Genomic DNA, 26,416 nt, shown 5'->3' on the forward strand with positions numbered 1-26,416 from the left:
GCAGATTTAATTGTTAATTTTTAATCGTTGCGCCTGCTCATCCATTGGCATGGTCGGTTAGAATGTGGCAATGTTAGCACAAGCCCATAGCCCGCTCATTTTATGCTCAACCACGCGTCTAGCACGTAGCCTGCATCTGGATTATCAGCGTAAGCAAACAGAAAGCGGCTCGCAGCAGTGGGCAGCCCCGCAGATTGATACGCTCACACAGTGGCTGCATCGTTATACCGGCTTTGCTTTATTGGCTGGCGAGATTGATGCTGATTATTTCTCCCCTAACACTCTAGATAGTTTTACTGAGACCATGCTGTGGCAACAAGCCATTGAAAGCTGTCTTGCCAAGCATGCCTTTTCTGAGTTGTTTGATGTTCCGAGTTTGGCACAATCGGCCATCGCCGCGAACCAGATGCTGATTCATTGGCAGATTGAGGACGCACAACTTAGCGACTACTTTACCAGTACCGAAACCCGTCAGTTTTTGCGCTGGCGCAATGCATTTTTTAAACTTTGCGAACAACATCAAACCGTCACTCCCGCGTGGCGATTACAGCAAGAGATACAAGCACTTACGCAATGCCAAAGCCCATTGCCCCGCCACATTCAACTGATTGGCTTTGACCGTATTACACCGTTAGAACAACGCTTAATGGCGATTTTGCAAAGCAAAGGCATGACTATCGACGTGCGTAAACTAGACATTGCCGATGCACAACTCATGCAGATTGCGCTGCCCGATTTGCAAGCCGAGTGTCGCGCAGCAGTCGCTTGGGCCAAGCAGTACCTAACGCAACGTCCACAAAGCAACCTTGCCATTATCTCGCCAGTGCAAAATGAGGTACGACGCGTTTTAAGTGATCTACTAGACGATACGTTTCATCCGGAAGCACTGCATGCGCATCAATATGAAACGCCTAGAATTTACGATTTCTCGGTAGGCATGATGCTCAGTGAGCATAGCATGTGCCGCACCGCGCTAAACCTACTACGTTTGGCAAGCAGCCATCAAACGCTGACACAAACCGACATCAGCCCACTATTACTTGATGTCTACTGGAGTGACTTAACCGAATTAGACGCGCGCAGCCTTGCCGATGCACGGATGCGTAAAAAACTGATGCGTACTTTTCACTTAACGCAATTGATTGCTTTAATAGAACAAAGTAACGACTTGCCGCACTGCTTTGCCCATTTGCAGTGGCTACACGCCACACAATCACAATGGGCAAAGCCTCAACCGCCTTCCGTTTGGTCAACACGCTTTGCAGAACTGTTAGCCCATTTACACTGGGCTCAAACACGCCCACTCAGTAGCCATGAATACCAAGCCAAACAAGCGTGGGATGCGGTGTTAGAAGCATTTGCAGCACTTGATTCTTTAACAGGTGCTATCAGTGCAAGCAATGCCTTACAAAAGTTGTACCAGCTTGCCCGCAGCAAAATGTTTATGCCAGAAGCCATTGGTGATGTGCGTATTCAGCTATTGGGCATGTTAGAAAACCTGAGCCAGCCGATTGATGCAATATGGGTGATGGGGATGAATGACCACTTGTGGCCTCCGCCTACTGATTTGAATCCGCTCTTGCCTGCCACGTTGCAGCGAGAGCTACTCACGCCAGGCGCAAGCCCCAATGCACAAAGTGTGTTTGCACAAGCCATCCACAGCCGGCTGTGTCACAGCGCGCATGAGGTGACATTTTCTTGGTCGCACAAAGCGGGAGAGCGTGAATTACGCGTTTCTCCCCTATTAGCGAATATTCCCAGTGTGGCGCACGCACCGCAGGCCAACACCATGGCAGAAAACCTTGCAGAGCCGCAAGCCATGCAGATGCTGGATGACGCGCTAGCACCGCCTGTACATGCAGATAACAAGCTGCGTGGCGGCACAAAACTGCTAGCAGCCCAAGCTGTATGCCCGGCTTGGACATTCTATCAATACCGCTTAGGTGCAATGGCGTTGGAAGAACCCAGTGACGGTTTAGACAGCATGACCCGCGGCAATTTAGTGCATACCGTTTTGCAGCATTTTTGGCTAGCGTGTGGCGATCTACAAACACTGAAGCAGTTGAGCCATGATGCGCTTGATAGCAACATTCGACACGCCGTAGAAAAAGCACTGCAAGACATTGCCCAAACCTTACCTAAGCAACTAGTACGTATCGAGCAACATCGCCTGCAACAACTGCTACGCGCTTGGCTGGCCATCGAAATACAACGAGAAGACTTTACTGTGAAAGCATGTGAGGCTGTCTACCCGATTCAGGTGGCCGGATTGGCGATTGAATGTCGCATCGACCGTATCGACAAGCTTGAGGATGATGCATTGGTCATCATCGACTACAAAACAGGCGCCAGCGACCCCAAAACCAGTAGCTGGGTCAAAGACAGAATCAATGAACCACAGCTACCACTCTATGCGTCTATTGCCTTAAAAGACAATGAAGTGGTCGCCGTGTGTTTTGCCAAAGTGCATGCAGAAGAATGTAAATTTAGCGGCTTGGCACAAGAGGAAGGCATTCCCAATATTACACCGTTTGAAAAACTCAAAAGCAACTCGCCATTTAAAGCCTTCGATACCTTGCCTGCGCTCATCAGCCATTGGCGTAGTAGTTTAGAAAATATTGCCGAAGAAATCCGTGCGGGCCATGCAGGCGTCATATTTGAAGACGAAAACGATTTAATGTATTGCGATGTAAAACCCTTATTGCGTTTACCAGAGCGGCAATTACAGTTTGAGATGCAACGTATGGAGGCATCTGCCAAGGGTGCAGGCAATGCATGATATGAGTCCACAAGCGCTGATTGGATTGGATGCAGACAACCGCCTAAAAGCGCTGGATGCACGCCAATCGTTTATTGTAGAAGCGCCAGCGGGTGCCGGAAAAACCGAGTTATTGACGCAGCGTTATCTTAAATTACTTGGCACAGTAGAATCGCCTGAAGAAATCATTGCACTTACCTTCACCAATAAAGCCGCGGCGGAAATGCGCAACCGCATTTTACAAAGTTTGGAAGCGGCCGAGCAAAACACACCGGTGGATGCGCCACATAAACAGCAAACACGCGCATTGGCGTTATCGGCCTTGCAACAATCCGGCCAAAAAAACTGGCAATTGCTCACACAGCCCTCCCGTTTACGCATTTTAACTATTGATGCGTTATGCAGCAGCCTGTCTGCACAAATGCCATTGCTTAGTCGATTGGGTGGGCAACCACGTGTAGCAGATGATGCCAATACCCATTATCTAGAGGCCGCCAAACGCACACTGGCCATGGTCGCACAAGAAACCAGTCTGGATGCGCCCATCAGCACTGTATTGGCGTTTATGCAGAACGACACGCAGAAGCTTGCGCAATTATTAAGTGAGATGCTTGCCAAGCGTGAACAATGGCTGCCACTCACCTCACAGCACCAAGCATTAGATTTGGATGAAATATCCAGCCAATGCGCACATATCATCCAAACCGTGATTGAAGAGAAATTAGCGCTGGCTTACCAAGTACTCACCCCTCATCGCCAAACCATATTGATGCCAGTAGTGCGATTTGCAGCAAGCAATTTATTAGATGAAACCCATCCACTAAAAGCACTGCAAGATTGGCAAACCCCTTTAGCACTGCATGCGCAAGCGCTTCCCCACTGGCTGCTCTTGATTGATTTTTTACTCACCGACAAAGGGACGTTTCGTAAGCCTGGTGGCTTAAATGTGAATTTAGGGTTTCCAAAAGAGCATGCAGATAAAAAATCACATGTAGAAGTGTTTGAGCAAATTACCGAGATGATAGGCGACCCAGATGCCTTACATGCGTTACGTAGCTTGCCCATGCTCAATGACGCAGACTTACACCAAAATAGCGTAGTCGTCAGCGCGTTTAGCCAAGTGCTGCAATTGGCGGCTGCGCATTTGTGGCAAGTATTTCAATCGGCCGGTGAGGTTGATTTTGTTGCGATTTCACGATTAGCCATCAATGCACTGCGTGACGAGGATGGCGCAACAGACTTAGCGCTGAAACTGGATTACAAAATCTCGCATCTATTGGTCGATGAGTTTCAAGACACCAATGCCACGCAAAAAGAATTGTTGGAGTTATTGACGGCAGGCTGGCAACCCAATGACGGCAGAACGCTGTTTTGTGTGGGCGATCCCATGCAATCGATTTATCGCTTCCGTAAAGCGGATGTCAGTTTGTTTCTGCAAGCAGCCACCCATGGCATTGGGCAAATATCACTACAACCACTCAAACTCACGCGCAATAACCGCTCGCATCCGCAAGTGGTGGATTGGATTAATCAAAAATTCAAATCCATCTTCCCCCCTGCCGACAATACGCTAGAAGCGGCTATTAGTTATCGCGAGTTTATTGCCACGCGCGATGCCATTGATCATGAAGGTGTACAAGTACACGCGCTGGCGGTAGAAGGCGATGAGGAAAGCGCAGCCGTTTACACGCATGAAGCGCATTATGTCGCCGCACTGATTGACCAAGCACAACGAGAACACCCCTCACAAACAATAGCCGTGCTCGTGCGTTCACGTACGCATCTACACGCGCTGGTCTCGGAAATTCGCCGCCATTTCAATCACTTAAAGTTTCAGGCGGTGGAAATCGAAGGCTTGAGCCAACGCCAAACTGTGCAAGATGCGCTCTCGCTTACACGCGCCATGCTGCATCGCGCAGACCGCGTACATTGGCTCAATATATTACGCGCGCCTTGGTGTGGCTTAACGCTTAATGATTTACATGCATTGTGCGCACATGACCACCGCGCTACCATTTGGCAGTTGATGCAACGTGCGATATCTAGTGAAAGCGCACTAAGTATTGATGGCCAAGCGCGCTTAACGCATGTGCACGCCATTTTAAACCAAGCATTTAATGCGCAAGGCCGTGTGCCATTGCGCCGCTGGATAGAAAGCACTTGGCTGCAGCTGGGTGGTGGTAGCACGCTCATCAGCGCAGGGGATAACCGCGACATTCAAGCATTTTTTGATTTAATAGAAACGTTAACGCAAGGCCATTCACTGGATTTTACGCAACTTGAAACAGCCATGGAAAAGCTGTACGCCGAGCCAGACATTACCGAAAATGACCATTTGCAATTTCTCACCATCCATAAATCCAAAGGCTTGGAATTTGACTGTGTCATTCTGCCGGCGCTGAATCGCAAACCTCGGCATGCCGATTCACCACTCATGCTGTGGGAAGAGGTGCAATCAGAGGCGCATACACAATTGCTAGCTGCACCCTACAGCAAAAAAAAGAAAAACAGCGCGCCCACCATTTACGATTACATCAAACAACTAGAAGCCACGCGTGCCAATAACGAAACAGCGCGGCTGCTTTACGTGGCGGCCACCCGTGCTATCCGTCAACTGCATCTGGTAGCAACGGTCAAACGTAAAGACGGTGACATCACGCCAGTGAAACAATCGTTATTAGAACTGCTCTGGCCAAGCGTAGGCGCTGCGTTTATGCAAGCAGAGCCCATCCGCTTACAAGAAGACGCAAGCTCACTGGCAGAATTTACGCCGCAGCTCATGCGTTTACCTACTGTGCAAATGCCTGCCATATTGGCGCAACACAACACAGCTAAACCAATGACGAGTGCATACCAGCAAGTCAGTCCAGAACCAGATAGCGCTTCTACATCATCAACGCTAGCAACTGACAAAGGCACGCTAGCGCACTTGTATATGCAGCTCATCAGCAATATTGGGCTTGATCAATGGTCGATTCAGCGACTCAATGATTGCAAACCTGCGATGGTACACTGGCTGTTACAACAGAGACACTCTCAGCCGCTAAGCACAAGCGCCGCCGATGAAATCATTACTATGTTGCACACCACATTGACCAGCCACGATGGGCAATGGGTATTAAAAGCAAGGCCAGATGCTGACAATGAGCTTGCAATTGAAGCCCTTAACAACCAAGTGATTCAAAAGAAAGTGATTGACCGTACATTTATAGAACATGACACGCGCTGGATTATCGATTACAAATCCATCCCACTGACGCCCGGACTGTCTGATGCAACGCTCCAGCAAATGGCCGAACCATACCGGGAGCAATTAGAAGGTTATGCAGTGCTATTTAAACAACAAGGCTTAACCGTACAAAAGGCCGTGTTCTTTTTAAGTGTGGGTAAATTGGTGACGCTAATATGACGTCTTTGAAATGCTGGATATTGATTGCAACGCCTATATTGTTGAGCGCTTGTGATGAACAATCTCATGACCAACCCAGCAAAGATTTAAAAGTAGTCATTATTCGACATGCAGAGAAACCTGCAGATGGGGATAACTTATCTTGCCAAGGGCAAAACCGTGCACTGCAATTATCGCAGGTGCTCCATCAAAAATTCAAGCTGCCCGATTACCTGTATGTGCCTTCACTTGATGCGGATAAAAACACATCGCATAGCCGCATGTTTCAAACCATTACTCCGTTTGCGGTGAAGTACAACTTAACCATCAACAGCAAATATGAGGATAACGATTATGAGGGTGTTGCTAACAATGTCTTCAAAAAGCGAGGCACAGTACTCATGGTATGGTCTCATCAATCCATCCCCAAACTGGCTCGTGCGCTTGGTTTAAAAGACGCACCGCAGTGGGAAGATGCTGATTTTGATTCGATATGGATACTCACCTATCAACATCACAAACCCACACTCACGTTAGATCAAGAAGGGCTCAATCCATCTAGCAATTGTGATTACTAGCCGCTAGTGCTCATTTTTAAAATGACGGTGAATATACCAAGCCAGAAAAATCACCCCTAGCGCTGCAATCACATAGTGAGACTCGTGGAAATACACTTTCAAGTCTTCCCAGTGTTCGCCAGTCTTCATGCCAATGTAACCCAATGCGTAACACCAAATCAGCGAGCCTACAAAGGTGTAGCTGACAAACTTGGTCATGTTCATCCGCGCCACTCCGGCTGGGAAAGCAATAAACGTGCGGACTGCCGGCAATAGGCGCGCAATAAAAATAATGATTTCGCCATGATTGGCAAACCAGCGATCTGCCATGTCTAAATCTTTTTTGCTGATGAGTACATATTTACCGTATTTTTCAGCCAGTGGTCTGCCACCAAACAGCCCCACATAATAGGCTGGAATAGAGCCCACCACACAGCCAATCGCACCCGCAAGCGCAATGCCCCACAGTGTCATTTCGCCTTTACTCACCAAAAATCCAGCAAACGGCATGATGATTTCTGACGGTAACGGAATACAGGCAGATTCGATGGCCATCAGTAATACAATGCCACCGTAACCCATGGTGGAAATCACAGAAATAATCCATGCGGCAACTGCAGCAAGCGCTTTTTCTAACATAGTGAATCACTCTTTAATTTGAATAAAAACGAATATAGCATTGTTTTGTGAAATCCATCCGCAGGCTACGCATCTAGGCTATGTAATTTCGTTACAAGCACAACCATCTCAAGCAAACTCTTTCAATAAAGTTTTCACCAATTCAGCACGATGATTCACATTACCAAGCTGTACAGATACGCGCAGTTTATCCGGGCCATTCATACGGCAGCGTCTATCTCGTTGCAGTAGGTTGACCAGTTTCATCGGGTCAATGTCTGCTTTGATATTGAACTGCAATTGAATGGCTGCATCGGAAGCATCAATTTTAATAATGCCAAGTGGTTTGGCGGCAATACGTAATCGATGACACGCGATCAGCGCTTCTCCAGGCTCTGGCAATAAGCCAAAACGGTCAATCAACTCTTCTTGCATCGCATCCAGCGCATCATCATCGTTACAGTTGGCTAGGCGCTTATAAATCACCAAACGTTCATGTACATCCGGGCAATAATTATTAGGTAGCAACGCAGGCGTATGCAAGTTGATTTCTGTCGTCACGCCAAGTGGCGCATCCAAATCGGGCTCTTTACCTGCTTTAAGCTGCTTCACTGCGTGGTTGAGCATATCGGAATATAAGCTAAAGCCTATCTCTTGCATCTCACCACTTTGGCTATCACCTAGCAACTCCCCTGCTCCACGTATTTCTAAATCGTGCATGGCCAAATGAAAACCTGCGCCTAAATCTTCTAGCAATTGAATCGCATCCAAACGTTTTTGCGCTTGCGGGGTGATTTTGCGGTGCGGGTCTGTGAGTAAATAAGCATAAGCTTGGTGATGGCTACGCCCCACGCGACCACGCAGTTGGTGCAATTGCGCCAACCCAAACATGTCGGCTTTGTTCATGATGATGGTATTGGCGGTGGGCACGTCAATCCCAGTCTCAATGATGGTGGTGCACAGCAACAGGTTTGAGCGTTGCTGATAAAAATCACGCATCACATACTCCAACTCACGTTCACGCAACTGCCCATGGGCAATGGCAATACGCGCTTCTGGCAGTATCTTCTCCAGCTTTTCTTTTTGCACAAAGATGGTATCCACCTCGTTATGCAAAAAGTACACTTGACCGCCGCGCTTAAACTCGCGCATGACCGCCTCACGGATAATGCCATCGGAATAATCGGTATGGAATGTTTTAATCGCCAAGCGCTTTTGCGGCGGCGTAGAGATCACCGAGAATTCGCGTAAGCCTTCCATCGCCATGCTCAAGGTACGCGGTATGGGCGTTGCAGTGAGCGTCAATACATCCACCTCTGCACGCAAGGCTTTCATCTGCTCTTTTTGGCGCACCCCAAAACGATGTTCTTCATCTAATATCGCTAAACCAAGGTTTTTAAACTTCACATCTTTTTGAATCAGACGATGCGTACCGATAATGATGTCGATTTTGCCATCAGCTAGACCACGTAATGCTTCTGCTTGCTCTTTCGCCGTTCTAAAGCGCGATATCTCGGCAATCTTAATCGGCCAATCGGCAAAGCGATCACAGAAGTTCTGATAATGCTGCTCAGCCAATAAGGTTGTCGGCACTAATACGGCTACTTGTCTGCCGCCCATTACCGCCACAAAGGCAGCGCGCAATGCCACCTCGGTCTTACCAAAGCCCACGTCACCACACACCAGCCTATCCATGGGGCGACCAGACTGCATGTCTTTAATCACATTCTCAATCGCTTCTAGCTGGTCTGGCGTTTCTTCAAACGGGAAGCCTTCACAGAATGCTTCGTAATCATGCAAACCCAAGGTAAATGCATGGCCTTTGCGTGAGGCGCGTTGCGCATATAAATTCAATAATTCGGCTGCAGTATCGCGGATTTGCTTAAGTGCTTTTTTCTTGGCCTTTTCCCACTGCCCACTACCTAAACGATGCAACGGCGCACTTTCCGGCGGGCCACCTGAGTAGCGTGAAATAAGAAATAGCTGTGACACTGGCACATAGAGCTTATCTTCACCAAAATATTCCAGTAGCAATAATTCGGTCTCGCCCTCGCCAAAATCAATATTGACCAAGCCTTTATAACGCCCTACCCCATGCTGCTCGTGCACCACCGGGTCATCTAAACGTAACTCGGACAGATCTTTGAGCATGCCCTCGGTATTGCGTGCTTTTTCTTTGTCCCGACGGCGCTGCTGGCGTACCGTGGAGGCATAGAGTTCAGCCTCGGTAATCACAGCATAGCTGTCATCAATAAAGCCTGCATGCAATGCGGACACTGCCAGCATGATAGACGCTTTAGATTGTGTAAATTCAGCCCACGATTCGCAAGTATTTATCTGCAATCCATGCTCGTTAAACAGCTGCAACATGGTTTCTCGGCGCCCTAGACTTTCGGCCACAATCAACACTCGCTGCTTGGTTTGGGCAATAAACGTATTTAATTTATGCAGGGGATGCTCAGCGCGCCTATCCACATCAATCGCAGGCAAAGGATTCGCCGACTCTAATTGCGCTTGCACGATAGAAAATTGGTGGGTTTGGCTAAAAAATGCATCAGCCTTAAGCAGCAGCACTTCTGGCTGCAATATTGGTTTCTCTGGGTCATGTGCCATCAAACGATAGCGCGAAGTGGCATCAAACCAGAAGCTTTGCGCCGCTTTATCCAAGCCACCATGCAAACACAATACCGCTTGTTTTGGCAGATAATCAAAAATCGTTGCGGTCGCATCAAAAAACAATGGCAAATACCACTCAATACCCCCACTGGCAGTGCCTTTGCTCACGTCTTTATAAATTTTGGCGCGCTGCGGGTCACCCTCAAAATACTCTCTAAACTGGCTTCTGAACTTGGCAATACCAGCTTCATCTAGTGGAAACTCACGCGCTGGTAGCAATCTGATTTCTGGGACAGGGTAAAGACTACGCTGCGTATCAATATCAAACGTACGTATCGTCTCAATTTCTGCATCAAACAAATCAATACGGTACGGCAACACACTGCCCATGGGGAACAAATCCACCAAGCCGCCACGCACGCTGAACTCACCTGGGCTCATGACTTGGCTGACATGATGGTAACCCGCATGTGCACATTGATTTCTGAGGGCTTCTAAATCGAGTTGCTGCCCTTTTTTGAGCATAAAGGTATGCGCGGACAGAAACGCAACAGGTGGTAAGCGTAACAAGGCCGTGGCCATGGGCACAATAATCACGTCACTGACATTCTGACTGATTTGATACAGCGTCGCTAAACGCTCTGAAATTAAATCCGGATGGGGAGAAAACACGTCATACGGCAATGTCTCCCAATCTGGCAATAAATTCACTTTTAAATCAGGCGCAAAAAATGGAATTTCTTCTAATAAACGCTGTGCTTCAAATGCATTGGAGGTCACGATGACCAATGGGGCATGTGTTGTTTTTAAGCGACAAGCCAGTGAAGATAGGGCGACACTATCTAAGCCATTGGCAGCATAAGAAAAACGTACAGGATGACCAACCGATGGTTGAGATAAGACCATAAATGAATGTTGAAAAATAGCTAAGATGAAGAAGAAAAACTTGGATTAACACCAAACATTGCCTATTATAACTGTAAGCGCGTGGATAGATAATGCGATTTCATAGCGACATCTACGTACTTGCCGCAATCTGTGTCTCAGCGTGTCATCCATGCGCCGCACATCGTGCTGATCATTGCTGCAACAGCAATATTTATAGCAGTACAGCTTCAATAGGGGGAACACCACAAATGAACGAAAAACAACTTGTTGCCATTCATGCCGCAAGCTATGTGCAATCGGGCATGCTGGTCGGTTTGGGCACCGGCTCTACCGCAAATTTTTTTATTGAAGAGCTCGCGCGCAAACAAAAAGAAGAAAACCTCAACGTCACTACCATTGCCAGCTCCAATATCAGCATGATCAAAGCGCAGAGCCTTGGACTCACCGTCATCGGCTTACAGCAAGTGTCTTCTATTGATTTATATGTCGATGGTGCAGATGAAATTACACCGAGCATGGCATTGCTCAAAGGTCGCGGCTACGATTTAGTGATGGAAAAACTACTGGCCAAAGCGGCTAAACAGTTTTTGGTGGTGGCAGATAAAAGCAAACTGGTCGACCATATTGGCACCAACTTCCCTATTCCCATTGAAGTTATGCCATTTGCCTGGCAAGCAGCCAAAAAAAGTATTGAAGCCCTAGGCGGCGTGGGTGAGTTACGGCCAAATGCTGCAAAGGATGGCCTCAGCATTACTAGTTATGGCAGCTTAGTGTTAGATATGCGCTTCCCATCTGACATAGATGAAGTGACGTTAAACCAGTGTTTGAACAATATTCCCGGTGTGGTTGAGCATGGCATCTTCAGTGAGTTAGCCCATGGCATTCTCATTGCAGATGCTGGTGCTGACCAGCAAGTAGAAGAGCGCTGGAAGTAGCCCGCGCTACTTGCCTATACTCTGAGATTGATCGTGCGTTTGATTCAGTTAGCCTACGGGGCTGTTGTACTAACGCTGCTAAGTTGCAGTGATGAAGCCGCGTTATCCGCACAAAAAAAAGCGCATGAAGCCAATCAAGCGCACGTTATTCGCTTTGTCACCATCAATAGCCCCAACACCTACTTTGTGAATGAATACGATACATTAGCTGGATTGGAATATGAGCTAGCGACACGTTTTGTTGAGAGCTTAGGCCCAGACTATCAACTTAAAATCATTGTGGTCGATAGTTTCTCAAAAATCATTCCGGCATTGCTTTCTAATAAAGCGGACATTGCCGCAGCCGATATTTCAGTCACCAATGAGCGCAAGAATATCGTCGATTTTTCCGAGCCCTTCCATGATGTACAACAGCAGCTCGTTTATAACCGCGATAAAAACCCACCACCTAAAACACTCACTGCATTGGAAGGCCACATTATTGCTGTGCCTGCCGGCACTAGTTTTGCAGAGCGTATCCGCAAGATAAGTAAACAGCACAGTGGTTTGGTGTGGGATGAAATTGAAAACACCAGTTCAGAGCAGCTGCTGGAAGCATTGGCCAATCAAGAGATTGATTACACGATTGCGGACAGCCATTTGCTGGCGGTGATGCAGTATTACTACCCCAGTATCAGCCCCGCTTTTGCCGTGGGCGATCCTGAAAAAATCGCATGGGCGATGGCCAGAGGCAAAGATCCGGTACGCATGCAACAAATCAATGCCTTCTTTAAGAAAATTCAACAGGATGGCACATTACGCAACTTAATTGACCGCTATCACGGCAATACCAAACGCTTGAAACCGTTTGATGTAAAAGCTTTTTTGACGCGCACGCAAACCATTTTGCCAAAATACACACGCTTATTTAAGGATGCGCAAGAGATTACCGATGTCGATTGGCGACTGCTGGCGGCGATTAGCTACCAAGAGTCGCATTGGGATACCTATAGCACCTCGCCCACCAATGTACGTGGGCTGATGATGTTAACTGAGCAGACTTCAGACATGATGAATGTGACGGATAGACTCGACCCCAAACAAAGCATTCCGGCTGGCGCCAAGTTCTTTTTGTGGATGAAAGATCGTTTTCCGGAGCGCATTCCAGAACCAGACCGTACGTTTATGGCGCTGGCCGCGTACAACAATGGGGTCGGACATATTGAAGATGCACGTGTGCTGGCGCAGCGCTTAAAACTCAATCCGGATAGCTGGGCCGATGTAAAAACGACGCTGATGAAGCTGAATGACCCTAGATACTATACTCAAGCTAAGCATGGCTACTGTAGCTGCGGCGCACCTGTTATCTATACAGAATCTATACGCAGCTACTATCAAATTCTCATCAAACACCTACCCAGCCATACGCCGGATATTGATCCATTTAAAATTGCAGCACGTTGAGGCCAGTGATGCCTAAGGTCAGTGCTGTTTAAATATGAAGCTGCCGAGATTATTTAAGCTCAAACAGTAATGGCTGTTTTCCCGCCCATATAAGCCTGCAACACTTTAGGAATCGTCACACTGCCATCGGCATTTTGATAGTTCTCTAACACCGCTACCAAAGTACGTCCTACCGCTAACCCAGACCCATTTAAGGTGTGTACTAGCTCTGGTTTACCTTGTGCATTTCTAAATCTAGCTTGTAAGCGACGTGCTTGAAAGGCCTCACAATTGGAGACAGAGGAAATCTCACGATAGGTATTTTGTGCAGGCAGCCACACTTCTAAATCATAAGTTTTGGCTGCGCCAAAGCCCATATCCCCTGTACATAATGAAACGACACGGTAAGGCAATTCCAACGCTTTTAAGATATTTTCAGCATGGCCAACCATTTCTTCTAACGCTTCATAGCTTTTTTCAGGGTGCACAATCTGCACCATTTCTACTTTGTCGAATTGGTGCTGGCGTATCATGCCTTTGGTATCTTTACCGTAAGAGCCAGCCTCAGAACGGAAGCATGGTGTGTGTGCAGTGAGCTTAATCGGCAGCGCTTCAGCCGCTACTATTTCATCGCGTACCGTGTTAGTCAATGTCACTTCTGATGTAGGGATTAAATAGAGCTTGCTGTCATTGTGTGCCAGTGAAAACAAATCTTCTTCAAACTTGGGGAGCTGACCAGTACCAATCAGCGTTTCTGCATTGACCATATAAGGCGTATAGCACTCGGTATAGCCATGCTGTTCGGTCTGCGTATCCAACATAAACTGTGCAATAGCACGGTGTAATTTTGCTATTTGACCACGCATCAACGTAAAACGCGCACCCGACAATTTAGCGCCAGTATCAAAATCCAAACCTAGTGGTGTGCCTACATCGGTATGGTCTTTAATCTCAAAATCGAAGGTGCGTGGCGCACCCACTTTACGCACTTCCACGTTATTAGTTTCATCATTTCCTACAGGCACACTTTCATGCGGCAAGTTCGGCACATTCAATAACAGGTTTTGTAATTCCGTTTGTATTTCAAGCAGTCTTGCTTCGTCTGCTTTTAATTGGTCGCCCAAACCAGCCACTTCTGCCATGATGGCACTGACATCTTCACCTTTAGATTTGGCAATGCCGATTTGCTTGGAGGTATTATTACGCTTGGCCTGTAAATCTTGTGTGCGAGTTTGCACTGTTTTACGTTCAGCTTCTAACGCAGTAAAAGTAGCCGTATCCAATACAAATTTTCGGCTGGCCAGTTTGGCTACCACATTGTCTAAATCATTCCGTAATTGTTGAATTTCTAGCATGAAGTTCTCTATTTCTTATCTTTTTGGTTGCGTTGCTGTTGTTGGTCTAATTCGCGCAGACGCGCTAATTTTTCCGCTATTTTACCTTCCAAACCGCGCGGTGTGGGTGCATAAAACTGAATCGGCTGTAAATCTTCTGGGAAATAATGTTCACCCGCCGCATAAGCATCTGGCTCATTGTGCGCGTAACGGTACTCTTTACCGTAATCCAGCGCCTTCATTAACTTGGTGGGCGCGTTACGCAAATGCAATGGCACCGGGCGCGATTTATCTTGCCCCACAAACGCTTTGGCTTGATTATAGGCCATATAAGCTGCGTTACTTTTAGGCGCAACTGCCAGATAAATCACAGCATTAGAAAGCGCCAATTCCCCTTCCGGCGAGCCTAAACGCTCGTAAATCTGGCAAGCTTCTAGCGCCATGGTTTGCGCGCGTGGGTCGGCAATGCCAATATCCTCCACCGCCATACGAATAATGCGCCGACCTAAATACAATGGGTCTGCGCCACCATCAATCATGCGTAAAAACCAGTATAAGGCGGCATCCGGATTCGACCCACGTACCGATTTATGCAAGGCGGAAATCTGATCGTAAAAAGCCTCTCCACCTTTATCAAAGCGCCGCATCTTACTCGCCATGCTCGCTTGCAGAAACGTTTCGTCTATCACTTGGGTGTGACTGGTAAGTGCGCTATTAAACAAGCTCTCTGCAAAATTCAACAGCCTTCTTGCATCGCCATCGGCATAGGCCAACACCTGTTCGGTCACTTCAGCATCCAACTGAATCTCTGGTGCCATCAGCAAACGCGCACGCTCTAATAGCTGGCCCAGCTCCGGCTCAGATAACGCATTGAGCACAAATACCTGCGCGCGGCTCAATAATGCGCTGTTCACTTCAAACGATGGATTCTCGGTAGTCGCACCAATAAAGGTAATTAGGCCGCTTTCCACAAATGGCAGGAATGCATCTTGCTGGCCTTTGTTAAAGCGATGTACTTCATCTACAAATAAAATGGTTTTACGCCCATTGTGTTGAAGCGTTTGGTCTGCACGCTCAACGGCTTCACGAATATCTTTAATACCAGAAAGCACAGCAGAAAGTGGAATGAATTCCGCATCTGCAGTTGCCGCAATCAAACGTGCCAATGTGGTTTTTCCTACGCCTGGCGGCCCCCACAGAATCATAGAGGGCAATTTTCCAGATTCAAACGCGCGGCGCAGGGGTTTACCCTCGCCCAAAAGATGCGTCTGTCCGACCACATCGTTCAGTGTTTTGGGGCGAAGCTGCTCAGCCAAGGGCGCTTGTGGACTCACAGGTTGAAATAGGCTATTCATAGGGTGATATTATGCCGCGATTTACTTAACCATTTACCAATTAAAATCACGGCGTATGTTAATACTCATGGTGGCGCGCTCAAATCCATTCAGCTCGATATTGGAATCATTCTTGATCAGACTGATTTGCGGCTTGACTGTCCAATAGCGCGCGGGCACGTAATTCACACCTAACGTGATGTCGTATTGGTCGTCTTTACGTTTGCGCAAAAAAGCCAAGTCTTCCGCCTGATAATCCCGCGACTCGTACCCGGCAGACATATAGGCTAGCCAACTTGGCGCCACAACTAACTGCCCACCTGCCCGAACACCATAAATATCTTGATCTAAAAAACGTGTATTTGAGCGCACTGCATTTTCTTGCGCAACATAGGCACCTAAAAATATCACTGGGTTTGTGGCTGCATCAAACGCATGCGCATAATTGACCCCAAGCACATAGCGATCCGCATCGCGAATCGGGCTATCGTCGTATTCCAACTTGGCATATTGCCCATAAACACTGGCTTGATTGGCCGGATCAATATTTTTCTGCCACTGCGCAATCGCACCATAAGCACGACGGAATCGCGAATCATCCACATAAAAGTGGCCATCTTGTGCGGCAATCGTATAAATATCATCTGCCTGCTTAATCTGCACACCAAGGTTTAAATCGATAGCGCCGGTTTCAAATGCTTGGTAATGCTGATTGATTTTTTTTGCAAACTGCACATTGCCGATATACGCTACTTGCGCTGACACCGGGATACGAAAACCCGCGCCACCCGCCATGTTGAAAAAGCTGTCTGATTGCCTTTTGGCATCGTCGGCCAACGCAAAATTCAAACCGCCAAATACCGGCAGCGCGATAGTGTTTGCGCTGGTCGCACTGTTGATATTGCTATCCCAACCCAGCCCACCTTCCAAATAAGCGCTAAACGTAGTGGATAAGCCCATGGCTTTATCAATGGCTGCTAAATATTTTTCGATGGCTTTGGCAGTTTCTGCAGAAGGATTTTGGTTCAGCAAGTACCCAAACTCTGATTTGGAGGTATCAATTTCGCCCAAGTAGTAATGTGCTTTAGCCGCTTTGGCCCGCGCTAGCTGATGGTCTGGCTCAATGGCCAATGCACGCTCAAGTGCAAACATGCCTTCGGTGTAATGGCCACTTTCTACGGCTGCGCTTCCTAGCAGCACATCAAAATTCAATTGCCCTGCCAAGGTTTTTTCTAAGGGGAGCAGTTGCTGGTAAGCCGCCTCATAGTTGCCAGCGTTGAGTAATGCCTCCGCCTGTTGCATTGTGGCTGCGTCTGCCGATGTCTCTGCCGCAGCGAGCGGTGTAGCGATGAATGCAAGTAGTGCAACTGCATAGCCAAAACCATAGGTGTGGCGGCGCAGCATGGTGCCTGCTTATTCGCCCACCACATCCACCCCTTTAGGTGTGGTGAACAGGAAGGTTTGCGTGGTTAGCGCCGGATTGCGTTCAATTTGATTGAACGCAATATGCGTGACATGGCTAAAGCTATCGTACAACTCCATTTTTTTGAGCTGCCCTTCTTTAAAACCCAACAATACGCGGTCAAAGCCGCTTTCTTTATCTTTAGGTAAAGCCAGCACCCACGTCAAATCGTCTTTACGTACTGCGTTTTTAAGCGTAAAACTTTTCTCAACGGCCTCGCCACCAGCCAACATCGCCGCAGGGCTGGAGCCTAAAGTCTTGCTTAAATCGCGTACCGTGACTTGTTGCAAGTCCACGTCATACAAAAACACTTGCTTACCGTCACTGATAATCTGCTGTTCGTATGGCTTTTGATAATCCCAGCGAAATTTATTTGGCCGTTGCAATTGCATCGTGCCTTCTACCTTTTGCACTTTGCGGCCTTGTTTATCCACCACCTCTTGCTTGAACTCTGCACGCATCGATTGCGTATTCAAGAAAAAATCTTTCAAGCTACTTACACCATCAGCATAAGCCATGCCCGCGCTTGTTGCAGCAAGCCACAGTGTTGCTGTTAATACGTATTTACTCAAATTCATTACTCTTGACTCCCAGAGCCGCTATTCACTAATACTTCTCGATTGCCATTGCTTTGCATAGCTGAGACCAAACCCGCACGCTCCATCTCTTCAATCAAACGTGCAGCGCGGTTATAGCCAATACGTAGCTGGCGCTGTACAGAAGAAATCGAAGCGCGACGACTAGTCAGTACAATATTGACGGCTTCATCATACAAGGGATCTTTCTCACCGCCGGTATCACTCAGTACGCTGCCTTCGCTGCTCTCTTCTGTTTCATTAGTGAGAATACCTTCAATGTAATTTGGTTCACCTTGCGACTTCAGGTAGTTGACCACCTTATGCACTTCTTGGTCAGACACAAATGCACCGTGAATACGTTGCGGGAAGCCAGTGCCAGGTGGCATATACAACATATCGCCCTGACCCAATAGCGCCTCTGCGCCCATCTGATCTAAGATGGTACGCGAGTCAATTTTACTTGATACCTGAAACGCCACACGGGTAGGAATATTGGCTTTAATCAAGCCGGTAATCACATCTACGGAAGGACGTTGTGTCGCCAACACCAAGTGAATACCAGAAGCACGTGCTTTCTGCGCCAAACGTGCAATCAGCTCTTCCACTTTTTTACCTACTACCATCATCAAATCCGCTAGCTCATCAATCACCACCACAATCAATGGCATCTCATCCAATGGCTCAGGGTCATCCGGCGTTAGGCTAAACGGATGCGGAATGGTGGTATCTGCTTTTTTCGCATCATGAATTTTTTGGTTGTAACCTGCCAAATTACGTACACCCAACATGGACATCAGTTTGTAGCGACGCTCCATCTCGGCCACACACCAATTCAGCGCATTGGCGGCTTGGCGCATATCCGTCACCACTGGCGCTAACAAATGCGGAATGCCTTCGTATACCGATAGCTCCAGCATTTTCGGATCGATAAGAATCATGCGCACTTTGCTGGCTTCCGCTTTGTAGAGCAGGCTTAGAATCAACGCATTGATGGCGACTGACTTACCAGAACCAGTGGTACCCGCAACCAATACATGTGGCATTTTGGCCAAATCTGCCACCACAGGTTTACCTGCAATGTCTTTACCCATGGCAATAGCCAGCGGCGAATGCATATCAGCATACACTTGGCTGCCCATAATCTCTGAAAGGCAAACGATTTGGCGTTTAGGGTTAGGAATCTCTAAACCCATACAGCTTTTGCCGGGAATGGTCTCTACCACGCGAATACTCACCACAGAAAGCGCACGTGCCAAGTCTTTGGCCAAATTAGTAATTTGGCTACCTTTTACACCAGGTGCTGGTTCAAATTCATAACGCGTGATCACAGGGCCGGGTTGCGCTGAAAGGACTTTGACCTCAATACCGAAATCGACTAATTTACGTTCGATTAAACGCGAAGTGAAATCTAAGGTTTCTGCAGATTGCAGCTCAATAGTAGCTGTTGCTTCATCCAGCAAATGCAATGGCGGTAGCGAGCTGTCTGGCAGACTATCAAACAATACCGTTTGACGTTCTTTTTGCACGCGCTCACTTTTGGGAATTTCCATCTCCGGCACTTTGATTTCAATCGGTGGGCGGTCCTCCGTACGTTTACGCTCAGCCTCAATAAACTCATCCCGTTTGATTTCTACTTGCTTACCGGCTTTTCTATCTTGCCAATCGTAATATTTCTCTAATGCCCATGCATGCGCGGCCAATACCCACGCACCCAGTTGTTCGGTGATCATAATCCATGACCAACCTGTAAACAGGCTAAACCCAATGGCCATCAAGATAATTAAGCACATGGTAGACCCAGCAAACCCGAACATGCTATGCAACATGCTATCTACGGCATTGCCAATCATGCCGCCTTGTGTCAGTGGAAACTGGGCGGGTAAAGCTAGCAGGTGTCCGGCCTCAAATGCTGAAGAAGCCAGTAATAACAAAGTAAAGCCGATTAAGTTAAACATCAGGAATGGGCGCTCACTGATCGTGGTCCCCAAGCGTTTGTAGACCAGCCACATGCCGTAAAAGGCTAACACTACCCACCACCACGCGGAGAAGCCAAACAGGTATAACAACATGTCAGAAACCCATGCACCCACCGCCCCACCAGCATTATCCACAGGGGCACCTTCGGTCGCCATATGTGACCAAGATGGATCTTGCGGAGAATAGGTGATGAGAATGACTGCCAAATACAAGCCGACCAGTACCAAGCCCAGCCACCATGCTTCTTTGACTAAACTGGCGCCATGTAATGCTTTTTCACTAGGCTCCGCCTGAACTCGACCGTTGGATACTGAGGTTTTTTTATTAAAAAACAAGGTGTTATGAACCCTATATAGAAACGAAAGAAGAAATAAAATTATTAAACGATTATAACAAAATCAAATTGCACTAAGTGTGTCTAATCCTTAAAATAGTCACTTAAATAACAAAGGAAACACTATGGATACAGGCATTAAACCACAAGATCGAAAAGTCATTGCAGAAGGTTTGTCTAAACTGTTAGCTGATACCTACACGCTCTACCTCAAAACCCATTACTTTCACTGGAACGTGACAGGGCCAATGTTTAATACACTCCATCTGATGTTTGAAACGCAATATACCGAACTAGCCTTAGCCGTAGATTTGGTGGCAGAACGTATCCGCGCATTAGATGTGTATGCGCCAGGCACCTATAGTCAATTTTCAAAACTCACTTCTATTCAAGAAACAATAGATGTACCTAAAGCCAATGACATGATTAAAGAATTGGTAGCTGGTCATGAAGCGGTATGTCGCACCGCACGCAGTGTGTTCCCTGCAGCCGATGCAGCAGCGGATGAAGCTACTGCCGACTTACTGACACAGCGTTTACAGCTACATGAAAAAACTGCATGGATGTTACGCAGCCTGCTTGAATAGGCGTTAAAGTAATACAAATGGGTCTTTAAATTGTATTTAAAGACCCCATCTCATAGCTAATATTCGCAACGAAAGTACATTCATGGCAACAAAACACGCGCACTTACTTATTTTGGGCTCAGGCCCGGCTGGCTATTCGGCGGCAGTCTACGCAGCCCGCGCAAACCTCAAACCGGTACTCATCACAGGTATTGCACAAGGCGGTCAGCTGATGACGACCACCGATGTAGATAACTGGCCTGCCGATGCCGATGGCGTGATGGGGCCAGAGCTAATGGCGCGCTTTCAAAAGCACGCCGAGCGTTTTAATACCGAAATGATTTTTGATCATATTCACACCACACATTTGACCGAAAAGCCAATTCGTTTAGTGGGTGACTCTGGCGAATACACCTGTGATGCACTGATTATTGCCACAGGTGCATCTGCCAAATATCTAGGCTTGCCATCTGAAGAGAAGTTCGCCGGCAAAGGCGTTTCCGCCTGTGCCACTTGTGATGGGTTTTTCTATCGTAATCAAGAAGTTGCCGTGATAGGTGGCGGCAATACAGCGGTAGAAGAAACGCTATATTTGTCCAATATTGCCAGCAAAGTTACGCTAGTGCATCGTCGCGATAAATTTAAAGCCGAGGCGATCTTGGTGGATAAACTGATGGAGCGCGTGAAAGAGGGTAAAGTGGTACTGGAAACTTTTCAGACATTAGACGAAGTATTGGGCAATGAAACCGGTGTAACTGGTATGCGCCTTAAAGATGCCAACAACGGCAGCACAAAAGAGCTAGCTGTGAATGGCGTGTTTATTGCCATTGGCCACCAACCTAATACCGAGATTTTTGCTGGCCAGCTTGAGATGGAAGGCGGCTATATCGTGACGCAAACCGGTCGCCAAGGCAACTTTACTGCAACCAGCATTCCAGGCGTATTTGCGGCGGGTGATGTGCAAGACCATATTTACCGTCAGGCCGTGACCAGTGCAGGCACCGGCTGTATGGCAGCCTTGGATGCTGAGCGCTATTTAACCAGCTTAGCCTGATTACAATAAAGTAAGGTAAATCACGCTTAAAAACGCACAACGCTGGCGATGCTTGCTTGTGCGTTTTTTTATGGAGTGTAGATGCAGTGACTGCCAAAGATGACAAACCGACAAATAAAACTAGCACCCCTCCAGAGGAGGATATAGCGCTGTTTTATGAAGCCGTTAAAGGTGCGCGCCCGGTGAAGGCCAATCGCTTATTGCACCCGGTTAAAAAACCCAAACCCATTCCTAGGCAGTTGCTCAAAGATGAACGTCAAGCGCTGGCAGACTCACTGAGCGACCATTACTACCCTGCTGAAGAGTTAGAAAGTGGCGAAGAGTTACTGTATCTGCGCGATGGACAATCGCCCTTGGTATTGAGCAAGCTGCGGCGCGGACATTGGGTAGTACAAGCCAATATTGATTTACATGGCTTGATTGCGGATGAAGCACGCATGTACGTCTCTGAGTTTATTGCTGACTGCAAAAAACGCAATATCCGCTGCGTGCGCATCGTGCATGGTAAGGGCTTGGGCTCAAAAAATCGTGAGCCAGTACTCAAACATAAACTTCGTAGCTGGCTGATGCAAAAAGATGAAGTAATTGCCTATGCACAAGCCAAAGCCAATGATGGCGGCAGTGGCGCAGTGATTGTGTTATTGAAGGCGTAAACTAATAGTTTATTTGTCTTGGTTCGGCACATAGTTGCCAGTTAATCCAAGTTGTCCATAGACTGCTTAGGGGACAAAGCAGATAGTCAACCATTTGAATTAAGGACGTCATATCAGATTAAATGACTCTGGATTGTGCGTATGAACAAACGTTGCAAAATCATCTGGTGTTAATGGCTTTGAAAATAAGTAACCTTGAAGTTTATCAGCGCCAAACTCGCGACATAATCTAGCCTGATCAAGTGTCTCAACACCTTCAACAATCACCTCAAGATCTAGACTTTTTGCCATTATGATGATTGCCTTTAATACTTTGCAGTCTGCTTCACTTTCTGGCACATTTTGTACAAATGAACGATCTACTTTTAGTATTGATGCAGGCAACCATTTTAAGTAGGCCATAGATGAATATCCAGTTCCAAAATCGTCTATCGCGACCTTCACACCTAATGCTTTGATGCGATTCAAGAGTGAAGCCGTTTTTTCGAAATCCGAAACAAGTACACTTTCTGTCACCTCTATAGTGATACACTCACCCGTTAGGTGAAAGCTCTCTAGGTCACGCCTAATATCATCATGCAAGCTCTCACGTTGCAATAATTGTTCACTAGCATTGACTGCTAACACGAACTGGCTACCTACCACGCCATTTTTTCGCCATTGAGCTAGCTGCATGCACGCCAACTGTCTATTGTCTGTATCAATGGCAGCTATATACCCAAGCTCTTCTAAGATATCAATAAAATCTCTTGGTGGTAATATGCCTCTTGTTGGATGGTTCCAGCGTACAAGCATTTCTGCTCCACACACTTGTAAACTTTTAGCATGAATGACAGGTTGGTAATATTGTACTAGCTGAGTTTGAAAACGATGTGAGCGCAACTCTCCTTCCAGCATAATCCTATGTAGAATCTGAACTTGCAAGATTTCACTGAAAAAATGAAAGCCATTACGTCCTTCACGCTTCACTTGATACATGGCCAAATCAGCACGCTTTAGCATGTCTTCGGCCGTCGTGGCACATCTAGGATACGTTGCAATCCCAATACTACAGGTTATAAATTGCTCCACATTATTCAGTAGAATAGGTTCTCGCACACGCTCAATCACTCGCTGTGCTAATGCGCCAACTGAAGTTTCCGTTTCCAAATCATGCACAATGATTGCAAACTCGTCACCTCCCAGTCGACAAACTACATCCCCTTCCCTAACAACCTCCAGCAGCCGCTGTGCTATTATTTGTAACAATTGATCGCCTGAATCGTGTCCCAAGCTGTCATTAATCAATTTAAAGTTATCAATGTCCAGATACACTAAACCAAGCTGAAAGTTAAGTCGATGCGCTCGCTGAATCGCTCCACGTAAATGCTCTTCAAAGTAATAACGGTTCGATAAGCCTGTCATGGGATCGTTTTCCGCTAAGTACTTTAAGCGTTTATGTGTGTCAATCAGCTTACTGGCAAGTGCATGCCGTGCCTGCGCGTGAATTAGCGCCTTGGTCAAATGTCGTTCGGAAAGCTCTTTTTTCAGTAAGAAATCTTGCGCTCCAGCAAATATACAATTTTTTTCGATGATTTCATTGTCTTCCATGCCTGTCAGTATGACTACGGCTGCATGTTTGTCTGTATGTTGCGTAATTTGACTCAACACATCAAGACACTCCATGTCTGGCAAACGATAGTCTAGCAACACGATATCGAACGTACTCTCGTCGAATAACTTAAGCGCTCTTACTGCAGTATTAGCATGCACGATATCTTTGACTAGCTTTGGATTTCGCAACACACGGACCACTGCCATCCGATCTAATTCATCATCATCAACAAGTAGAAGTCGCATCTTGCTTATTCCTTTGTGATTGGTAACTCGACCAGTCGCCAATAGTGCTCAATTAAGCTAATCACCTCAAGAAAGTCCCTATCCATATGCTGCTTGAAAATATATCCAGCAACATGCTTGCGATAAGCGGCCACTAAATCCTCATCTGATTTTGAGGTGGTCAAAACAAATACGACTGAATGCGTCAGTACCTCATCTGCACGGAGCACTTCCAGAAACTCCAACCCGCTCATGCGCGGCATATTTAGATCTAGAAAGATAATATAGGGCGCAGGTATCGCCCCAGCCCGTAGCAATTCCAATGCCTCTCGACCATCTCGTGCACGGTGCGTGACGTTAAAGAGACTTAACTTACGTAATGCACGCTCTAGTGCAATGGCGTCGATATCATCATCATCAACAATCAGCAATGTGACCTCTTTATAATTTTGTTTATGATGGACTTGCAGAGGCCAGTCTCCCCTCTATATTGATTGGCCAAGTGAAGCGAATAGAAGTACCTCGTATTCCATCGGAAACAATTCCTGTAGTACCACCGTATGCTTCCACAATTTTTTTAACTAGCGCCAACCCCATACCACTACCCTCTACTTCGTCACGCGGCCGCAGCGTTTGGAACATGATATAAACCCGCTCTTGATACTCTGGTGAAATACCAGGGCCGTCATCGGTCACGCTAAATTCATAGTAATTTTTACTTACTACACGCCAACTTAGATTGATGTGACCTTCTGTCCGATCATGATGCTTAATCGCATTTGCAAACAAATTGCGGAGCACTTGCTCTAGAGGGGTTGCAAGGGTTGTAAAAGTGGGTAGGTCTTCAGCAACTACAAGCGTAAAGCCTTCAGGGGGTGCTTGCATCTCAAAAACATTTTGTGCCAGCCTGCCAACCTCAACTTGACTCGCACTTCCTTCCAATCGTCCTGCACGTGAATAAGCAAGCAAATCATCCAGCAAATGCTCCATCCTACGAAGGCGTCCACGCAATAAATTCATATGGTCTGGAATAGCGTGGGTTTGTCCATTATTGAGATCCTCTTCAATCCAATGCGATATCTGAAATATACCTCTCAATGGTGACTTAAGATCGTGTGATGCGACATAAGCGAATGTTGCCAATTCTTTATTACTACGTTCTAACTCATCACGATGCTCAGCTAGTTTTTCACTTGCTTTTACACGCGCTGAGATATCGGTAATTGCAGACAGCACTTTCACCCCATCATCTGTTTCAATCGGGTTGAGTCCTACTTCTACTGGAAACTCACTCCCGTCCTTGCGCCGACCATACAGGTCTCGACCTGTTCCCATGGCGCGGGGACTTAGGTCTGAAAAGAATGAAGCTCGGTGATGTGGATGCTGGTGACGAAATCGCTCGGGAAGTAAGATATCAATGACTTGGCCAAGAAGCTCGTCTCGGCTATAACCAAAAATGATTTCGGCCTGCGTGTTTACCATTTCAATCAGGCCGGCCTTGTTCACCATTACCATAGCATTCGGTGCGGCTTCTACCACCTGACGAAAACGCTCTTCCATCCGCTTGCGGGCCGAGATATCGGTAATTGCAGACAGGACTTTTACGCCATCATCCGTTTCAATAGGATTGAGGCCTACTTCTACAGGAAACTCACTCCCATCCTTGCGACGTCCATAGAGATCTCGACCCGTTCCCATGGCGCGGGGACTTAGGTCTGAAAAGAATGAGGCCCGATGATGAGGATGCTGGTGACGAAATCGCTCTGGAAGCAAGATATCAATGACTTGGCCAAGAAGCTCGGCCCGGCTATACCCAAAAATGATTTCAGTCTGAGTATTTACCATTTCAATCAGGCCAGCTTTGTTTACCATCACCATGGCAGTGGGCGCGGCTTCTACCACTTGTCGGAAGCGTAAGTTTGCTCGCTCGATATCCCCAATGCCATCGTTCATGACAGGACCTTTTTGACCAAACAAAATATGTTTGATTATGTTATTTTAAATAAATTATACGCTCTTATATCTTATATAGTATCTATCTTAGGACGATTCCTTTTGCGCAAATAAAACTTAACAAATACAACAAACTGTAAATAAAGATCAAGATGCTTCTTAGTTTTCATA

18 protein-coding genes are annotated in these 26,416 nt (G+C 47.0%); 8 read left to right on the forward strand and 10 right to left on the reverse strand.

What is annotated here, in order from left to right:
- Positions 1-70 precede the first annotated feature (70 nt).
- From FG11_RS06450 to FG11_RS06460, 3 genes are read left to right on the forward strand one after another with little or no spacing between them, the layout of a single operon-like run.
- Positions 71-2,779: a PD-(D/E)XK nuclease family protein gene (locus tag FG11_RS06450; protein ID WP_047533886.1), complete on the forward strand. Its 2,709-nt coding sequence runs from the start codon at positions 71-73 to the stop codon at positions 2,777-2,779.
- Positions 2,772-6,167, forward strand: coding sequence for a UvrD-helicase domain-containing protein (locus tag FG11_RS06455; protein WP_047533889.1), 3,396 nt, complete (start codon positions 2,772-2,774; stop codon positions 6,165-6,167). Before FG11_RS06450 ends, FG11_RS06455 begins: the two co-directional genes overlap by 8 nt.
- On the forward strand, positions 6,164-6,724 hold the full coding sequence (locus FG11_RS06460; protein ID WP_047533891.1) for a histidine phosphatase family protein: 561 nt from the start codon (positions 6,164-6,166) through the stop codon (positions 6,722-6,724). Before FG11_RS06455 ends, FG11_RS06460 begins: the two co-directional genes overlap by 4 nt.
- 3 nt (positions 6,725-6,727) lie before the next feature.
- On the opposite strand, the gene FG11_RS06465 is transcribed toward FG11_RS06460, so the two are convergent.
- Together FG11_RS06465 and mfd are read right to left on the reverse strand one after the other, a co-directional pair.
- A complete protein-coding gene (locus tag FG11_RS06465; RefSeq protein WP_020182254.1) occupies positions 6,728-7,342 on the reverse strand; it encodes a DedA family protein in 615 nt (204 codons plus the stop codon).
- A gap of 108 nt (positions 7,343-7,450) precedes the next feature.
- Entirely contained in the window at positions 7,451-10,843 is a 3,393-nt protein-coding gene (mfd, locus tag FG11_RS06470) for a transcription-repair coupling factor (RefSeq protein ID WP_047533893.1), read from the reverse strand.
- 230 nt (positions 10,844-11,073) lie between these two features.
- Here mfd and rpiA point away from each other — a divergent pair, with 230 nt between their 5' ends.
- Positions 11,074-11,760, forward strand: a complete 687-nt coding sequence (gene rpiA / locus FG11_RS06475) for a ribose-5-phosphate isomerase RpiA (RefSeq protein WP_020182256.1) — start codon at positions 11,074-11,076, stop codon at positions 11,758-11,760.
- Between the two features lie 33 nt (positions 11,761-11,793).
- The gene (gene mltF / locus FG11_RS06480) at positions 11,794-13,203 is read left to right on the forward strand and encodes a membrane-bound lytic murein transglycosylase MltF (protein ID WP_232418353.1); all 1,410 of its coding nucleotides are present in this window, start codon (positions 11,794-11,796) and stop codon (positions 13,201-13,203) included.
- A gap of 59 nt (positions 13,204-13,262) precedes the next feature.
- On the opposite strand, the gene serS is transcribed toward mltF, so the two are convergent.
- Genes serS through FG11_RS06505 form a run of 5 tightly spaced genes read right to left on the reverse strand, consistent with a single transcriptional unit; the run spans position 13,263 to position 20,202 of the window.
- Complete coding sequence (gene serS, locus FG11_RS06485) at positions 13,263-14,537, reverse strand: serine--tRNA ligase (protein WP_020182258.1); 1,275 nt, start codon at positions 14,535-14,537, stop codon at positions 13,263-13,265.
- Between the two features lie 8 nt (positions 14,538-14,545).
- Positions 14,546-15,871 (reverse strand): replication-associated recombination protein A, encoded by a 1,326-nt coding sequence (locus FG11_RS06490; protein ID WP_020182259.1) that lies wholly within the window; start codon positions 15,869-15,871, stop codon positions 14,546-14,548.
- Positions 15,872-15,904: 33 nt separating this feature from the next.
- Positions 15,905-17,254, reverse strand: a complete 1,350-nt coding sequence (locus FG11_RS06495; RefSeq protein ID WP_020182260.1) for a surface lipoprotein assembly modifier — start codon at positions 17,252-17,254, stop codon at positions 15,905-15,907.
- Between the two features lie 9 nt (positions 17,255-17,263).
- Positions 17,264-17,890 carry an outer membrane lipoprotein chaperone LolA gene (gene lolA / locus FG11_RS06500; RefSeq protein ID WP_047533896.1) on the reverse strand — a complete coding sequence of 209 codons (627 nt, stop codon included), beginning with the start codon at positions 17,888-17,890 and terminating at the stop codon, positions 17,264-17,266.
- Positions 17,890-20,202: a DNA translocase FtsK gene (locus tag FG11_RS06505; RefSeq protein WP_020182262.1), complete on the reverse strand. Its 2,313-nt coding sequence runs from the start codon at positions 20,200-20,202 to the stop codon at positions 17,890-17,892. Before FG11_RS06505 ends, lolA begins: the two co-directional genes overlap by 1 nt.
- A 124-nt stretch (positions 20,203-20,326) precedes the next feature.
- Between FG11_RS06505 and FG11_RS06510 the strand changes: the two genes are divergently transcribed.
- From FG11_RS06510 to FG11_RS06520, 3 genes are all read left to right on the forward strand, one after another.
- The gene (locus FG11_RS06510; RefSeq protein ID WP_020182263.1) at positions 20,327-20,788 is read left to right on the forward strand and encodes a Dps family protein; all 462 of its coding nucleotides are present in this window, start codon (positions 20,327-20,329) and stop codon (positions 20,786-20,788) included.
- Between the two features lie 82 nt (positions 20,789-20,870).
- Positions 20,871-21,821, forward strand: a complete 951-nt coding sequence (trxB, locus tag FG11_RS06515; RefSeq protein WP_025224487.1) for a thioredoxin-disulfide reductase — start codon at positions 20,871-20,873, stop codon at positions 21,819-21,821.
- A gap of 143 nt (positions 21,822-21,964) precedes the next feature.
- The gene (locus tag FG11_RS06520; protein WP_026361741.1) at positions 21,965-22,474 is read left to right on the forward strand and encodes a Smr/MutS family protein; all 510 of its coding nucleotides are present in this window, start codon (positions 21,965-21,967) and stop codon (positions 22,472-22,474) included.
- Positions 22,475-22,582: 108 nt separating this feature from the next.
- Here the strand turns inward: FG11_RS06520 and FG11_RS06525 are convergent, their stop codons facing one another.
- The 3 genes from FG11_RS06525 to FG11_RS06535 are packed head-to-tail and all read right to left on the reverse strand — an operon-like array spanning position 22,583 to position 26,245.
- Complete coding sequence (locus FG11_RS06525; protein ID WP_235276353.1) at positions 22,583-24,355, reverse strand: putative bifunctional diguanylate cyclase/phosphodiesterase; 1,773 nt, start codon at positions 24,353-24,355, stop codon at positions 22,583-22,585.
- The gene (locus tag FG11_RS06530) at positions 24,319-24,762 is read right to left on the reverse strand and encodes a response regulator (RefSeq protein ID WP_025224490.1); all 444 of its coding nucleotides are present in this window, start codon (positions 24,760-24,762) and stop codon (positions 24,319-24,321) included. The genes FG11_RS06525 and FG11_RS06530 overlap by 37 nt, the downstream gene beginning before the upstream one ends.
- Complete coding sequence (locus FG11_RS06535) at positions 24,746-26,245, reverse strand: sensor histidine kinase (RefSeq protein ID WP_025224491.1); 1,500 nt, start codon at positions 26,243-26,245, stop codon at positions 24,746-24,748. The genes FG11_RS06530 and FG11_RS06535 overlap by 17 nt, the downstream gene beginning before the upstream one ends.
- Positions 26,246-26,416 lie beyond the last annotated feature (171 nt).

Origin of the sequence: Methylotenera sp. N17 (assembly GCF_000799155.1) — a bacterium.
In the GTDB taxonomy this organism is placed as follows: Bacteria; Pseudomonadota; Gammaproteobacteria; order Burkholderiales; family Methylophilaceae; genus Methylophilus.